Source organism: Pseudomonas sp. PB101, assembly GCF_009764265.1.
In the GTDB taxonomy this organism is placed as follows: domain Bacteria; phylum Pseudomonadota; class Gammaproteobacteria; order Pseudomonadales; family Pseudomonadaceae; genus Aquipseudomonas.
On record NZ_RWIR01000043.1, the window covers coordinates 25,854 to 40,911 of the forward strand.

Here is a 15,058-nt window from a genome sequence, read left to right on the forward strand (position 1 = left end):
AATAATATTAGGCGGACAATGAAATGAAGCGATTTGCTTATGCGGCAATTCCCGTAATTTTTTTGCTGGCGAGTGCTGTTAGTGCTAAGGGGGTCGATGAACTACCCGCAGATCAACAGGCGCTTTATCAACGAGTTGATCCTCAACTTCCTTTAGGGCCCAGCGCATTTCGCGATTTTGTGGCGAAAAAACAGCCACCTTGGAAGATCGGTTATGCTTCGACATATGCGGGTAATACTTGGCGAGCCTCCATTCAGGATGAGATGACCAATGTTATTCTGCCTGCCTATCAAAAAGCAGGGCTTATATCGGAACTGGTCGTCACTCAGTCCGACTTGAAAGACGCAGTCCAAATCCAACAAATGCGCCAAATGGTTGATAGCGGTGTTGATGCAATCATCATCTGCTGCTCAAATGTTACGGCCATCAATCAGACGATCGAATATGCCCATTCGAAAGGCGTCCCGGTATTTTCTTTCTCGGGTTATGTCACATCGCCTTATGCCATCAACGTTACCGAAAATAACACCCAAGGCGGTTATGCGGCGGGTAAATGGTTGGCCGAGAAAATCGGCGGTAAAGGTAATGTACTGTTGGTGTCGGGCATCCCGGGTTTTGCATCCTCAGACAGCTTTGATGCAGGCGCGAAGGGCGTATTGGCTGAATTCCCCGGTATCAAACTGGTAGGCAATGTCGCGGGTAACTGGACCGATCAGGTCGCCCAGGTCGAGGTGCAAAAATTCCTGGCGACAAACCCCGGCAAGGTGGATGGCATTGTCGTGCAGTCAGCCTCGGAAAATGGTGTGTTGAATGCTGTGCGGCAGTCGGGTCGCGACCTGATGCCGGTCGTGCTGGGTGGCGAGGCATCAGCGGCCTGTTTCTGGCGCAACAATCCGGGATTCATTGATCAAAGCTTTCATTTCTGGCCCCCTCGAGCCGAAGCTCGCATGGTCTGGGACGTAATGATGCGCACCTTGGAGGGGCAGGGTCCCAAGGTTCAATCTATTCCGCGCCCGGTTATCACTTACAGCATTGATGAAGTGAACGCGGCCCTTGGGCAAAACTGTGATCCCAACTCTACGGCATGGTTAGAGCCGGCGAATGATGGTTGGTGGCCAAAGGAAGTGGCAGCAGGTTACTTCCTGCGCCCTGAAGATCCGCTCACTTGGCGTCCCAAGCCTTAATCCAAAAGCCAATTCGCTTAACGCTCAACTAGCCAGCCTGGAAGAAGGGACCTGCTATGAGTTCTGAACAGATTGTCGGTATTACCACTGTGCGCCTAAAAGGTGTTGCCAAGTCCTTCGGAGAAACACGAGCACTCAAAGGAGTGGATCTAGAGGCTCGTGCCGGTGAGGTACATGCAATAGTGGGGGAGAATGGATCAGGAAAAAGCACGCTGGCAAAAATCATGTCCGGCGTACTTTTGCCGGACCTGGGGGAGGTCACCATTCTGGGTCGAAGCCCTCGTTCACCGATTGAGGCACGTGACGCGGGCCTGGCGACGATTTTTCAGGAGGTTCTCATCGCTCAGGAGGCAAGCGTTCTTGACAACCTTTATGTCGGTCACGACAAGCTTTTTCGAACAGTCTCTACCCGAGCAGAACGTGAGAGCGCAGCGGCCGAATTGATGGCGCGTTTAGTCGGTCAACCAGTGGACATAAATGCACTGGTTGGCACGTTGCCTCTAAGTGTGAAGCAGTGGATTGTTATTGCCCGCGCTATTTTGCGTTGTCCCAAGGTGCTGATTCTTGATGAGTCTTCCGCGGCGCTGGATCTTGATGCAACTTCTCGGTTGCACACGGAAATAGATCGTTTGCGCTCTGACGGCGCAACAATTTTGATCGTGACGCATCGAATCGCAGAACTTGTACGCATTGCTGATCGTGCAACGATTTTGCGTGACGGCGAAAGCATCGGCGTTCTTGAGAAGTCGCAGATCACTGAAGAGAATCTGCTGGCGATGATGACGCCGCACGAGCGCAAGGTGATTTCGGCGTGCCACGTGGCGGGTACCGCGCGGAGGATCGAGGGTCCGCAAATCATGGCGGTCAATGATCTGCAGTTATCGGCGGGTACCGAACCGTTCAACTTTTCACTCCTGCAAGGACAGATTATCGGTGTGACCGGCTTGGACGGGCAGGGGCAAGATGCGTTCTTGCGTGTAGTCGCCGGAATCGAGGTGGCTAACAGCGGCGTACTTGAGGTTCACGCTGAGGACGGTACCTCCCGACTGTCTAGCCTCGCGGATGCCGAGCGGTTGGGTGTCGCCTATGTATCGGGCGATCGAAAACGCGAAGGAATTTTTCCCGATCAAAGCATCTTCGAAAACTTGGCTATCGGAATATACCGCCGTTGCCTTGGCCCGCTTGGAGTCATTCGACGGTCTGGTATCAACGAGATCTACCAGGCCGAGGTGAGTCGTCTGCACATCAAGATCGGCCTGGCGTCGAATAAAATCACGTCGCTGTCAGGGGGCAATCAACAGAAAGTGTTGATTGGTCGTGCGTTTGCGCGCAACCCGAGGGTGATCGTTTTGAACGATCCCGCCCGTGGCGTCGATTTAGGCACGAAACGTGACCTCTACGCAGAGTTACGACGCTTCGCCGATGCAGGTGGTGCGGTCATTTACATGTCTTCTGAAATGGAGGAGTTCCAGGGGTTCGTAGACCGGGTTGAAGTGTTTGTAAAAAACACGGTCTTCCGATCCCTGAGTGGCAACTCTATTAATGAGGATGAAATGTTGGCAGCGATGTTTGGGCAGGAATCCTGCGAGCATCAGCTTTCTGACCGTCGGGAGGGCGTAAGCGCATGAGTCATTCACAACGATTGCTGGCGCAGTATCGCTACCTTGCGGTGCCTTGCGCACTGTTTTTTGCCTTGGCGGTGCTGGCGTTGTTGCGCACGCCCAACTTATTTTCGTTCAGTGGTCTGGCGGGTGCGGTACTGGTGGCGACCCCTCTGATCCTTTGCACCCTAGCGCTTACTCCAACAGTGATGGCAGGGCGAGGAACCGTAGACCTGTCAGTGGGCCCGTTAATGGGATTCATCAACGTTACGTTGATAGCCTGGCTCACAAAGAGCGGAGTCACTCATCCAATTGCAATTTTTGGCTGGGCCATGTTGGTAGGGGTCTTGTGGCAAATAGGACAAGCCTTAATCATTATCCATGTCCGCGTCGCACCGATCATCGTTACGTTGTCCAGCTACCTCATATTAACAGGCGTCAATCTACTGATCATGCAACGGGCTGGCGGTTTGGCGCCTGATTGGATGATGAGCTGGGGGGCCGGTATCAGTCTTCTGTCCCCGGTCAGTTTTGTGCTGTTAGGGGCTATTGCTCTGTGGTTCCTTTTTTGGAGGTCGGCCTTTCACACCCATCTGCGCTTGACTGGGGCCGATGAAAGAATGGCCTATACCGCGGGAATCAAGATTGAGACCGTACGTATTGGTGCTCATATCTTGAGTGGAGTTTTTGTAGGGTTGGCGGCAGTGAGTTACACCGCATTAATTTCTTCTGGAGATCCGACCCAGGGCAGCACCTACACGCTTCAGGCGGTGACGGCTTTGGTTCTCGGGGGCGCAAGTTTGGCCGGAGGACGTGGTGGGGCAATAGGGTCGATCCTTGGCGCTTTGAATATGTTCCTGATTGCCAACCTACTGGCGACATTCAACTTTGGGACTATTTCGGGGTCAGCGACCAAGCTCGCATTCGGGCTAATTCTGATTATTTCCCTCTTGGTAAATGTACTGGCGGTTAGCCGGGTGCGAGCCCGATAGGAGTCTCATATGCCTGTGTTCCAACTTTTTTCGCAGTTGAAGCTAGCCCCCGCGAGCCGACTGCACGATAGCCTGCGCGAGAATCGAGCCATCGCCATCGGTACTGCTCTGTTGATTATGCTTGTAGTGTGCGGTGCATTGACGGTAAGTGGATTTCTTTCTTTGCAAAATGCTAGATCGATTCTGTTGCTCGCTGCGTTCTTGGGCTTGGCGTCGATCGGGCAGACAATGGTTTCGCTGTTGGGTGGATTGGATCTTTCCATTCCATTTGTGATCGGCGCCGCCAATATTCTTTTGCCTAGACTGCTTAATAACGGAATACCGCCTGCCGCAGCGATCATCATCATTCTGGCACTGGGGATGGTGGTTGGTTGCATCAATGGCTTGCTTAGCTATCGATTGCAAGGCCAGGCACTGATCATGTCATTGGGTGTGGGCTTCGCGGTAGTTGGAGCAACCGAGATCTATACAGCGCTTGGTTCTGCATTCGGTGGGAATAGTTTCGCGCCGGTTCCGGCGTGGCTCACTAACCTCTCGGCTTTTAACGGAAAGTTTTTTGGCCTGCCAATTCCACCTGTTGTGATTATTTGGTTAGTTATTAGCCTTACCATAATCTGGGTTATGAAAAACACGTGGTTTGGCCGGGGTATCTATGCCCTCGGTGGAAGTCGTACTGCAGCATCACGCCTGCAGATATCGGAAATACGCACCTGGACAGCGGTGCACGGTATCGCCGGTGTGATGTCAGCGCTTACGGGTGTGCTGCTGCTGGGATTTTCCGGGGGCGGTTATGTCGGTGTAGGAGATCCTTACCTATTCAGCACCGTTGCCGCAGTAGTCATCGGCGGTACGTCCCTTCTGGGGGGCGCGGGGGGGTACGGTGCCACAGTTTTGGGTGTACTGGTACTCACCGTTCTGAGTTCATTGCTGGTTGGCATGGGGATGACTTATGCAGGCCAGCAGGCGGTGATTGGATTGCTAATCGTGCCCATGGTTGCGGTATATGCACGTCTTCCTCATATCCGTAATCAAATCTGATAAGTAGCAGTGATAGGGGCGCTGCCTCCTAACATAATGGAACGCACTGCAGGCCGAACAGATAATGTGCAACTCATACAGCAGGATGCCTAATGAGTTGCAATATAAGGCATGTTATTCGCAGGAGGGCAGGAGTGACTAGTTAATTGGTCTGAAGGGTGTATCTTGTGGGTGAAATGTAAAACGCTAACTTCCTGCCAAAATCAGTTCGCGCCTTGCCCCTCTCGCCTCAAGTTCCACTTCACCACCCGAAATCGGTGGGCGTGCCCTGTATACGACCACCCCCCGACTCAGTGTCTCGCCCAATTCTCCAAGTAACGTGCTTTCCCAGAGATTGGGAATCTCATGCACATGAAAAATCGCGATCTGGTTGGCATCTCGCCACGACAGGCCCAGTCTGGAGAGGCTCGCGCTGATCACGTCAATTGTGTACCTGGCACGTTGATGCATGGCCGTCGTGCTAGTGTCGCCTTCGGCGATGACACTGCCATCCGGCGCAATATCCGCTGTGCCAGACAGACAAAAGCCTCCGTCCTTCGACGTCGTAGGTGCTGTGTAGCTGAAGGCACACAAAGATGCTGTTTGCGGTGGGTGGTCCGCGAGCGCGATGTTCGAACGGCACACTCCACTGAGGTCTCCATACATCAATCCCCAGCGACGCAATTGCGCCAAGTATGGAGTATTGAAGTTAGTCCAGTCTTCCGAGGTCAATTGCGCTGGCACGCGCATCTCGATGCCACAGAAGGCTTGCACAGGTCGACCGACTTTGTTCAGAAAAGCTTCGATGAATGGATAAGCCTGATCCAGTGGTAGCCATGTCTGCAACTGTACCCGGACCACCTCGAAACCTTCATGGGGCACGATGCCGGTGCAATACGCCATACCGCCAGGCAGGATTTTGTAGTTACCCGCTGCGTTGTCGAGCAAAAACAATGCGTCTGGGCCTTGGGAAGAACAAAGGTCTTGGGTCATTGATCGATTCCTGCAAAGTGAGAACAGTTAAATCGCGGGAGTTGCGCGAGAACGCATTTTTTATATTGGATTTCAGCTCGCCAGGAGCCAGCAGGAAGATGGGGTGGACTGTCAGGTACGCCACCCAATGCTGAATAAGCTTTCATGCCTGTACCTTCCCGACTGGGTCGGTAGGTGAAGTGTAAGTGCTGCATAAACAGAAAGTAACGGGCCTTTGGCGCATAACTGTCATGCAAAAAATGCACGATTTACTGGGTAGAGTTGGCCCGGATGGACTGGTGACCTTCGTGGCTATGGCGGAGGTTCGCAGCTTCAACGACGTCTACCAGGGCTGAAGCTGGGTTCTGCCCTGGGTCAATACGGTTTTGAACTCGCTGATCACAGACGTGATTCATCGATAAAATTTATGATCAGATAAAAAAATATCAGCTTTTTAATCATTTTTTCAATACGTAAAATGAGTAGTAGATAGCGCAAAAATGATTAATTACGTGAGTCTATCTCCATGCCAGATCGCTACTCCAGTTTTAAGGCCACAGTCAGTTTCACTCGCCAGAGGAGCGATTATGTCTAGAGTTTCCCATCAAGAGCTGAGGTGCGAATTTCGTAAGCTGCTTGCATCGTGTGCCTGTTATCACACTGCATCTGTGTTCGACCCTATGTCCGCAAGAATTGCTGCTGACCTGGGATTTGAAGTCGGCATTCTCGGCGGATCCGTCGCTTCATTGCAGGTATTGGCTGCGCCCGACTTCGCCCTTATTACGCTGAGTGAATTTGCAGAGCAGGCGACGCGGATTGGACGAGTCGCACAACTGCCGATCATTGCCGATGCCGATCATGGTTATGGCAATGCGCTGAATGTCATGCGTACAGTGGCTGAGCTGGAGCGTTCTGGAGTCGCTGCACTGACTATCGAAGATACGCTCTTGCCGGCACAGTTTGGCCGTAAATCGACGGATCTCATATCCATTGAGGAGGGCAGCGGAAAAATCAAAGCGGCCGTTGAATCTCGAGTTGATTCGCAGCTCGCTATCATTGCCCGTACCAATGCAAGCTCGTTATCCGTCGCACAAGTGACGAGCCGTATTCAGGCCTACACAGATGCTGGTGCAGATGCCATTTGTCTCGTAGGTGTGAAGGATTTTGAGCATTTGGAGCAGATTGCCGAAGGCATGACGCTCCCTCTGATGCTGGTGACTTATGGAAATCCTGAACTTTGCGACAGCGAACGTCTAGGTTCGCTGGGTGTACGGATTGTTGTTGCTGGCCATGCCGCCTATTTTGCTTCGATCAAAGCGACATATGACTGTTTGCGCGAACAGCGTAATATCACTCGCAGCACATCTGACCTGAGCGCTACAGAATTGACCCATACCTATACGCGACCTGAGCGTTTCCAGGTGTGGGCCAAAGAATTCATGAACGTTGATGAGTAGTGAATTACTTTTGACTGTCACGCCTGCCAGTACAAAAACCGCAAGTTAGCCGTGGCGGTGTTTACTGATTTTTCTGAACCTGTTCGGTAATCAATTGAACAAGCACCTTCACCGGTTCCGTCAGGCTTCTGCGTGCGCGGTGTACGAGGCCTATATCTCGGTGGAAGGTGCGTTGTTTCAAGTCTACAGCGCGTACCTCTGCTGGCCATCCTTGATGTGTCGCTGTTTCTGGGACCAGTGCTACGCCGACCCCATTGGCGACCAGTTTGATGATCGCATCCAGCTCATCGAGCTCGCATACCTCACGTAAAGACACATGCGTTTGTCGCAAGAATCGGTCGACCTGCCGACCACCAAAAGAAGATCGGTCATAGCGAATGAAAGGCTGACTGGAAACCAGTTCGGACCAGTCATCTCCCGGCATGTCGACCGGGACAATCAGGCGGTAGGGTTCGCGCGCCAGTGTGGTCCAGCGCAAATCGCTTTGAAGTGAGAACGGAGGGCGGATGATTGCAGCCATATCGATCTCGCCAGCATCGACCTGGTTGACCAATTCCATGGACAGGCCAGGAATGACGCGAGTTCGGCATTCAGGACATTGCTGATGAAAGTGAGCGAGGGCGTCGGGCAAAAAAGAGCGCTGCACGGAGGCAATGGCTCCGACAGTGACCAAAATGCTGGCGGGGAGACCTACCGTCGTAGTGCCCAGATTACTGAACTGGCGGACCAGTTCCTGCCCCTGCAGTAAAACCTGATGCCCCATTCGGTTCAGATGCGCTGAGCGTCCTTTGCGATCGAACAGCTCGATCCCTAGCTCTGCCTCGAGGCGTTGCATTTGTGCGCTGACTGCCGCTTGTGTAAGTCCTATTTTGCTACCGGCAGCAGCAAAAGTGCCTTCTCTCGCCACGGCGATAAATGTTTTCAGTTCTTTAATCATCGGCAAATATTAATTGTGTTTTTGGCTAAAATACATTTATTTTTTTTGCGATTTGGTGGTGCGTCAGGACAATGGGGGCCAAGTTCCCATTGCAACGCCTGGAGGGTTGCGATGCGTTTCGGAAGGTAACTCTCCAAATTGGTTTTTGTAGTACTGAGAGAACATTCCGAAGTGCCAAAACCCCCATCGCATGGCCGCTTCGGATACCGAGGGCGCGCCATTGATGATGTCTTTTCTGGCTTCATGGAGGCGGATCTGGCGAATGTAGGTGCAAGGATTTACCCCGACCACTTGCATAAAAGCGCTATGGAGTCCGCGCCTGCTCATGTGCAAGTGTTCACACAGATCCTCTACCGTCGGGCTGCCTGTCTGATGACTCAAAATAAACAACCGAGCCCGGTCCACCATCGCTCGATGAACTCGATGGTCCCTGGGTGAGTGTGTTGTGTTTACCGACAGACTCCCCATCGCTTGAAGCGCTGCTACGGCGACATCCTCGGACAGCTGTAGTCGCGCCGACTCACTGTCCATCGATTGCGGGTTCTGGACGGCTGAACCGAGTGCCGAGAGCAGAAGGGATTTGTATCGAGATATCCCTTGAGCGTCCCCCTTGAGCATGCACGCGCCGTTGATCAGGCGGCTTGTGCCAACTCCGTAGAGGCCTTGAGAAAGTGTTTCGAGAAACGAGGCGTCGATGGTCGCGGCGAGGATGTCCGATTCAGCGGTCGCACGAAAGCGCGCTTCCTCACCTTGGCGCATGATGAATAACGAATCAGCCTGCATCTCACGATTCTGCCAGGAGCACGTGCCTTGGTGCAGGGTGACTCCAATCATCAGAATATCGGTGTCGGCCACCGATCGTTGGTCAATGGCCTGATTGATCCATTCCCGGAATACCTGGACTCGTCCGAGAGAGGCACGTGCGACACCTCCCTCGAAGTTGCCACATGAGAGTTGAGTGTAATCCTGCTCCCAGTCGGGAAGAATTCTTGATTGTAGAAACGGATCATTTGACCTGACGCACGCCACTCTCGCGGGGATCGAAGAGGAATAGGTCGTATTTGGACTTTGCTGCATTTTGCAATCTCCGTGGACTGCTTGTAATGCAGCAATCTTCGTTCCAACCTCGAGTCATTCAACGCATTTAAAGCATAGTCACCGCTCATGGGTGCGTCATTTTAGTGCGCTCTGAAAAAAGAGACGCACGACGCATCAAAACGCGCCGATATTTGATAGCGGACCCTTCGCCCCAGGCGTAAGAATGAACGCAATGCACTTAGTCTAAGTGAATGATAGGCAAACAACTAAAGTTTCAGGTAGCCCACAGCGCCTGGTTCTAATGCCTCATCGCTCTAGAGACTTATGCAGACTTACTGAAGCGGCGATTTGATAAGTTTAAAGAGCGCTGAATACGTTTGCTCGCTCCACGAAATCCAACTCGCCGCCAGGGCAGGGAAGTCTGGAATATTCAGTGATCTATTTGTATGGAAAAGATATCCATAGGGGCGAATATGCACACTTCAGAACCTGAAACTATTAATAATAAACCGGGGCTGTCCGGATCCTTGGGTGTCACTTCGATAGTGCTGATGGTCGTCGCAACGGCCGCACCTCTGACGGTCATGGTGGCCAATACCCCCTTGATTATCTCGATGGGTAACGGGGCGGCGGCACCGTTTGATGCAATGGTTGCAACGGTGATCATGTTTCTCTTCAGTGTAGGATTTATCTACATGTCGAGATATATCACCAATGCAGGAGCGTTCTACTCATATATCCAGAAAGGGTTGGGTCGATCCATAGGGTTGGGCTCGGCGACGATGGCAGTGATTTCATATTTTATGATACTGGTCGCGCTGGAGGCTTATATTGGCTACGCACTGTCTCAGCTTCTACTGACTACCTTGGGAATTAATATCTCGTGGTGGCTGCTTGCGCTAGTGATTACGGCCGTTGTGGGTGTTTTGGGTTATCAGAAAATTGAATTGAGCAGTAAGTTTCTGGGCGTGGCGCTGGTGCTCGAGATCGTTATTGTACTGGTGGTAGACGCGGCGATTATAGGCAGTGGGAATATCGGCTCGGATGCTCTGGAACCTTTTTCATCAGCGACCATTCTTTCAGGTTCGCCGGGCCTGGGGATCATGTTTGCAATTTATTGTTTTACCGGTTTTGAATCGACGGTGGTCTACAGGGAGGAAGCGAAAAACCCCAATGTGACGATCCCTAAGGCAACCTACATTGCGGTGTTCCTGATTGGCGTGTTTTACGCTGTATCCATGTGGTGCCAGGTAAACGGTATTGGACTATCACAGGTCGTACAGCAGGCGACTGAGCATCCTGGCGACATGTATTTGACCATGGTGGAAAGATATACCAACAAAGCTTTTGTCGATGTTATGCAGGTGCTGTTGGTGACCAGTCTGTTTGCCTGTGTGCTGTCTCTGCATAACATTGTAGTGCGTTATCAATACGTATTGGGACGCTTTGGGGTGCTGCATTCGAAGCTTGGCAGTGTCCATGAGAAGCACGGCTCACCTTTTGTCTCCTCTGTATTGCAAACGACAATGTCCTTACTGGCGGTCGCCCTTTGCGCAATCATTGGAATGGATCCAGTCACACAGATTTACGCCTGGGGTGCAACCGCGGGAACACTCGGATATATGGTGATTCTCTCCCTGACTTGCGTTTCTGTGCTGGTGTTTTTTAGAAAGAGCACTGAATTTCACCCTGTCTTGAATACTGTCATAGCACCCATTGGTGGTCTTATCGGATTGGTCGCTTGTTTAATCGTTGCGGTGCAGAATTTGCCCGCTTTAATCGGGGGCGATAATGCAGCCGTCGCGGCATCCATCATGGAAATGATTGTTATGGTCTCCTTTGTGGTCGGGTGTATTGCAGCGTTGTTGATGAAAGTCATGAGTCCTGCACGGTTCGCTTTGTTAAAACAAGTAGGCTGAAAGTTTTTATGCCTGTCGTCAACATTTGAAGAGGGAAAATAATCATGAGCAAGAATGTTAAAGCGGTCGCAACAAGTGAATACAACGCGGTCATTGCTGTTGCCGAGAAATATGTCGATGGCTTGCGTACTGGCAGTCCTGAGCGCCTGGAGGAGGCGTTTCATCAGGAAGCGGTGATGTATGGCTTCACCAATGGAGAGTTGCTGGGAGGTTCGATCAGCAACTTGTACGAGTTCGTTCGCGACAATGGTAAAGCCCCGAACATCACCACCCGACTGGACGTTCTGGCCATCACGCCAAGCACTGCCGTAGTGCGCGTGGACATGGAGCAGGACGCCATCGGCGCTGACTATAACGATTACCTGACGTTGATCCGCATTGATGGCGCCTGGAAGGTGATCGCCAAGGTGTATCACCAGTTTCAGGACTGATTGACCGCCAGCTTGCACGCTGCCCGCTTTTCAAGCGGGCAGTTTTTTGCGCACTAACATGCACCCATGCGAAAGTTCGAACAAACGACTGCGTCCCTAGGCACCAGACGATTGATCGATTTTTTGATAGCATGCGGCGCATTATGAAGAAACCCCTCCACGACATGCGTCAGCACATCATTGATGTCGCCAGAGCGCTTATGACCCATAAGGGCTATACGGCTGTCGGCCTGACCGAAATCCTCGCTACGGCTGGCGTGCCCAAAGGCTCCTTCTATCACTACTTCCGCTCCAAGGACGAGTTTGGCCAGGCCCTGCTTGATGAGTACTTTCAGGAGTACATCGGGCGGGTCGATTTGCTGTTGGCCGGGGAGGGTACAGGGGCTGAGCGACTGCTGAGCTATCTGCGATATTGGGCTGAGACACAGGCATTCGATCACACTGACCAGAAATGCCTGGTGGTCAAATTAGGTGCTGAGGTTTGTGATCTGTCCGAAAACATGCGCACCGTTCTTGAAAAAGGCACCGCGCTGATCATTCAGCGGATTACACGATGTGTTGAGCAGGGGAAGGCGGACGGGTCCATCACGGCAACTGCTGACGCACCCACGCTGGCAGAAGGGCTTTACCAGATGTGGTTAGGGGCCTCGTTGCTCGTCAAGGTCGGCAGAACCCATCAACCTTTTGAAGGCGCGCTTGAGATGAGTCGACGTCTTCTGTCTTAGCCCAGAGTTAAACGCCCCGGCAACCGCATGGTTGTCCGGGGCATTTTGCTTACGCCGTCTCGTTCAGATAGCGCTGAAGGCTTTCATGGCCGCCAACAATCAGCGACTGAATAGCAGCAGTCTGCTCGCCCTTAGGATCGGGATCGCGAGTGTCGAAACTTGCCGACCATAGGACAACAGTCTTGTCTTGCCCTGTCAGTGGCAGCAGTCTCACGATGGCCACATAGTTGTCCACCGGCAGCGGCGCCTCTTCGAAGCGGTAGGAGAACATCAGGTTGGTTTCGTCAACCGCCAGCAGCTTCTCGCGCAAAACCGCTCCGTCTTGCAAGGTCAGTCGGCGAATACAGCCAACCAGTCCGTCAGGTTGGCCATCCTCGATAATGCTTTCAGGAATCGCAGGGTGCCACTTGCTGATCTGGCCGAATTGCTTCAGCACATCCCAGACACGACTGGCTTCGCCGTCAATGAGGGCGCAATACTCAACTTTTGCCATGGTTTAAAACCTCTGTCTGTCGTTATGTTGCAAATTTGAATTCGTTATTGCTTGCCGATCTGGACCAGACGGTCGGACGGCACCACATGAACGCCAGAGGCAGGATCAATGGCCGCCTCCAGCAATGCATGAGCGATGGCAGAAGGCGGATTGAGCCGCCAACGTGCAGGTAAGAGTGCAGATGCCGCCTTGAGGAAGAACACCAGCGAGCGTTCTCCATGACGAACTTCCTCACGCTTTCCACCAATGACCCCTGGCCGTACATACGTCAGTGACTCAAAGCCCAAGTCCGCCAGATCCTTCTCCAGATGGCCTTTGACCTGGTTGTAAAAGAAAGGGGATTGGGCATTGGCGCCGATGGCCGAATTGAGCACATAAGTGGGCGTACCATGCGCTCGTGCCAGTTGGGCAACGGCCAGCGGATAATCATGGTCGACTTGCTTGAATGCCGCTTTGGACCCAGCCGTTTTGAGGGTCGTGCCCAGCGTGCAGATCACCGCATCGACATGCAACCAAGGGGCCTGCTGGTCGAGGCGATCGAAATCTATGTCAGGAGCGATGAGCTTCGGGTCTTGAGGTAACGCACGACGTGTCGGAGCGTATACGATGCTGACGCGTGGATCCGACAGTGCCAGTTCCAGAACGTGGCGTCCGACGAATCCGCTCGCACCGATGAGCAGCAATTTCACTGTTGGCTCCAATCGCGAGTGAGTCGCTGAATCGCCTCACCGACCGGTGTATCGCCCTGGGTCAGTTCGATGATGATTCGGTTCACGGCGGGCCTTTCGATAATCTGTAGCAAGGTTGCCGCTACATCGTCGCGGGGCACATCGCCATAGGGGATTGCGAGGCCTGCACGGACTCTGCCGGTGCCGGGTGCATCCCGTAGCGTGCCAGGACGCACGATGACCCAGTCAAGATCAGTCTCGGCCAGATGGATATCCGCGAGCTTCTTGACCTTCATGTAGTTTTCGAAGGTCTCGGAGACAGTTTCGCCACGTGAGGCTTCCGGAAAGGCAGATACCAGAATGAAGCGCTTGATGTTCGCACGCCGGGCGGCCGCCACGGCCACTTCAAGTCCGCGGCCATCAATGGCGTTGGTCATTTGCGATCCGCCCTTGCCGCCAGCACCGGCCGCGAATACCACGATGTCGCTGCCGGTCATGAGTCCAGCCAGACCCTTCGCATCGAGTTCAAGCAAACTGCCGGCGATCGGTGTGGCACCCAGTGCTTTGAGCTCCTCGGCTTGTTCCGAATGTCGGTAAAGCGAGCGAGGTTCGTGACCGCGTGCCACCAGTTGCTGAGCAAGGCGTCGGGCGACTTTGCCCGCACCACCGACGATAAAAACTGTGTTCATGGTTCCTCCTGATCGAGCGACGCGGCACAGACCGGCCCGCTACGGCGGGCCGATACAGACTGATCAGCCTTCGAACTGGTGGTAGACCTTGGCGATGACTTTCCAGCTACCGTCGATTTTGATCAACGTCAGGTAATCGTTGTAGTCGGCGCCAATGGCATCATTTTCCATGTCCACACGCACCACCGCAGTCGTAGGCGTGATGGCCAGGACGTCGAGGCGAGTGGTAATGTCCGGTGCCTTGCCGTTGCTACGGACGAAGTCGAACAGGTTGGTGATCGAGCCGCCCAAAAGCTTGCCGTTGGTGAAGCCGTACATGACCGCATCCTTGTGAAAGGCTTCAGCCAAACCGTCTGCACTGCCTACTTTGAGGCTGTCGGCATACTGCTGGGCGACGGCGATAACGGCGTTGTATTCCTGGGTAGGTACCGCTTTGATGTTCTTGCTCATCGTCAATATCCTTCTTGGAGCGGGCGCCCGCGGCGCCCGCTTGGCTTGCGCTCAGGGTTAAGGGGCAACGTGGGTGTGGTAGATCTTGCTCACCACGGTCCACTTGCCTTCAACTTTCAGCAGGTTGAAAAAATCGGTGAAGCAGAAGCCCGAGATATCGTTTGTGTCGATGCGAGCACTGGCGGCAGTGCCGACGATATCGATATTGACAATCACGCCCTGGGCTTCAGGCGACGGACGAAACGCGCTGTCGATGATGTCGAACAAACCCTGGATGGGGCCGCCCGTCAATTTGTGATCGGCATCGACTCCAAAGATGGTCGCCTGCTCGCTGAAGGCCGGTTTCATGATGCTGCTCTTGGCCTGTTTACCACCTTCGTTGTACTGGTTCAGTACCTCAACGATGGCGTTGTATTCCTGCACATAAGTAGGCTTGGTCATGGTGTTTCTCCTGATTTAAGGGGGGAATGACAAGGCTCGGTTCA

At 53.1% G+C, this 15,058-nt stretch carries 16 protein-coding genes; 8 read left to right on the forward strand and 8 right to left on the reverse strand.

Annotated elements, in window-relative coordinates:
- Positions 1 to 23: 23 nt before the first annotated feature.
- From EI969_RS12775 to EI969_RS12790, 4 genes are read left to right on the forward strand one after another with little or no spacing between them, the layout of a single operon-like run.
- Positions 24 to 1,184: an ABC transporter substrate-binding protein gene (locus EI969_RS12775; RefSeq protein WP_160388134.1), complete on the forward strand. Its 1,161-nt coding sequence runs from the start codon at positions 24 to 26 to the stop codon at positions 1,182 to 1,184.
- A gap of 56 nt (positions 1,185 to 1,240) precedes the next feature.
- Complete coding sequence (locus tag EI969_RS12780; protein WP_160388135.1) at positions 1,241 to 2,812, forward strand: sugar ABC transporter ATP-binding protein; 1,572 nt, start codon at positions 1,241 to 1,243, stop codon at positions 2,810 to 2,812.
- Positions 2,809 to 3,777, forward strand: coding sequence for an ABC transporter permease (locus EI969_RS12785; RefSeq protein ID WP_160388136.1), 969 nt, complete (start codon positions 2,809 to 2,811; stop codon positions 3,775 to 3,777). Before EI969_RS12780 ends, EI969_RS12785 begins: the two co-directional genes overlap by 4 nt.
- Before the next feature lie 9 nt (positions 3,778 to 3,786).
- On the forward strand, positions 3,787 to 4,815 hold the full coding sequence (locus tag EI969_RS12790) for an ABC transporter permease (protein WP_160388137.1): 1,029 nt from the start codon (positions 3,787 to 3,789) through the stop codon (positions 4,813 to 4,815).
- Between the two features lie 186 nt (positions 4,816 to 5,001).
- On the opposite strand, the gene EI969_RS12795 is transcribed toward EI969_RS12790, so the two are convergent.
- Positions 5,002 to 5,787, reverse strand: coding sequence for a hypothetical protein (locus EI969_RS12795; RefSeq protein WP_160388138.1), 786 nt, complete (start codon positions 5,785 to 5,787; stop codon positions 5,002 to 5,004).
- A gap of 566 nt (positions 5,788 to 6,353) precedes the next feature.
- Between EI969_RS12795 and EI969_RS12800 the strand changes: the two genes are divergently transcribed.
- On the forward strand, positions 6,354 to 7,223 hold the full coding sequence (locus EI969_RS12800) for an oxaloacetate decarboxylase (protein WP_160388139.1): 870 nt from the start codon (positions 6,354 to 6,356) through the stop codon (positions 7,221 to 7,223).
- Positions 7,224 to 7,284: 61 nt separating this feature from the next.
- On the opposite strand, the gene EI969_RS12805 is transcribed toward EI969_RS12800, so the two are convergent.
- Both EI969_RS12805 and EI969_RS12810 read right to left on the reverse strand, forming a co-directional pair.
- Complete coding sequence (locus EI969_RS12805) at positions 7,285 to 8,160, reverse strand: LysR family transcriptional regulator (RefSeq protein ID WP_160388140.1); 876 nt, start codon at positions 8,158 to 8,160, stop codon at positions 7,285 to 7,287.
- Positions 8,161 to 8,223: 63 nt separating this feature from the next.
- Positions 8,224 to 9,237 carry a helix-turn-helix domain-containing protein gene (locus EI969_RS12810; protein WP_160388141.1) on the reverse strand — a complete coding sequence of 338 codons (1,014 nt, stop codon included), beginning with the start codon at positions 9,235 to 9,237 and terminating at the stop codon, positions 8,224 to 8,226.
- Between the two features lie 407 nt (positions 9,238 to 9,644).
- Between EI969_RS12810 and EI969_RS12815 the strand changes: the two genes are divergently transcribed.
- The 3 genes from EI969_RS12815 to EI969_RS12825 all read left to right on the forward strand — a co-directional run bounded on the left by EI969_RS12815 (position 9,645) and on the right by EI969_RS12825 (position 12,273).
- Complete coding sequence (locus EI969_RS12815) at positions 9,645 to 11,117, forward strand: APC family permease (protein ID WP_256678309.1); 1,473 nt, start codon at positions 9,645 to 9,647, stop codon at positions 11,115 to 11,117.
- Positions 11,118 to 11,161: 44 nt separating this feature from the next.
- Entirely contained in the window at positions 11,162 to 11,548 is a 387-nt protein-coding gene (locus tag EI969_RS12820; RefSeq protein WP_160388142.1) for a nuclear transport factor 2 family protein, read from the forward strand.
- A gap of 143 nt (positions 11,549 to 11,691) precedes the next feature.
- Positions 11,692 to 12,273: a TetR/AcrR family transcriptional regulator gene (locus EI969_RS12825; protein WP_033053207.1), complete on the forward strand. Its 582-nt coding sequence runs from the start codon at positions 11,692 to 11,694 to the stop codon at positions 12,271 to 12,273.
- 49 nt (positions 12,274 to 12,322) lie between these two features.
- Here the strand turns inward: EI969_RS12825 and EI969_RS12830 are convergent, their stop codons facing one another.
- The 5 genes from EI969_RS12830 to EI969_RS12850 all read right to left on the reverse strand — a co-directional run bounded on the left by EI969_RS12830 (position 12,323) and on the right by EI969_RS12850 (position 15,014).
- Entirely contained in the window at positions 12,323 to 12,766 is a 444-nt protein-coding gene (locus EI969_RS12830) for an SRPBCC family protein (protein ID WP_160388143.1), read from the reverse strand.
- A gap of 44 nt (positions 12,767 to 12,810) precedes the next feature.
- The gene (locus EI969_RS12835; protein WP_160388144.1) at positions 12,811 to 13,455 is read right to left on the reverse strand and encodes an NAD(P)H-binding protein; all 645 of its coding nucleotides are present in this window, start codon (positions 13,453 to 13,455) and stop codon (positions 12,811 to 12,813) included.
- The gene (locus tag EI969_RS12840; protein WP_160388145.1) at positions 13,452 to 14,123 is read right to left on the reverse strand and encodes an NAD(P)-binding oxidoreductase; all 672 of its coding nucleotides are present in this window, start codon (positions 14,121 to 14,123) and stop codon (positions 13,452 to 13,454) included. The genes EI969_RS12835 and EI969_RS12840 overlap by 4 nt, the downstream gene beginning before the upstream one ends.
- A 63-nt stretch (positions 14,124 to 14,186) precedes the next feature.
- Positions 14,187 to 14,573, reverse strand: a complete 387-nt coding sequence (locus tag EI969_RS12845; RefSeq protein ID WP_008145393.1) for a nuclear transport factor 2 family protein — start codon at positions 14,571 to 14,573, stop codon at positions 14,187 to 14,189.
- Between the two features lie 57 nt (positions 14,574 to 14,630).
- Positions 14,631 to 15,014 carry a nuclear transport factor 2 family protein gene (locus EI969_RS12850; protein ID WP_160388146.1) on the reverse strand — a complete coding sequence of 128 codons (384 nt, stop codon included), beginning with the start codon at positions 15,012 to 15,014 and terminating at the stop codon, positions 14,631 to 14,633.
- Positions 15,015 to 15,058 lie beyond the last annotated feature (44 nt).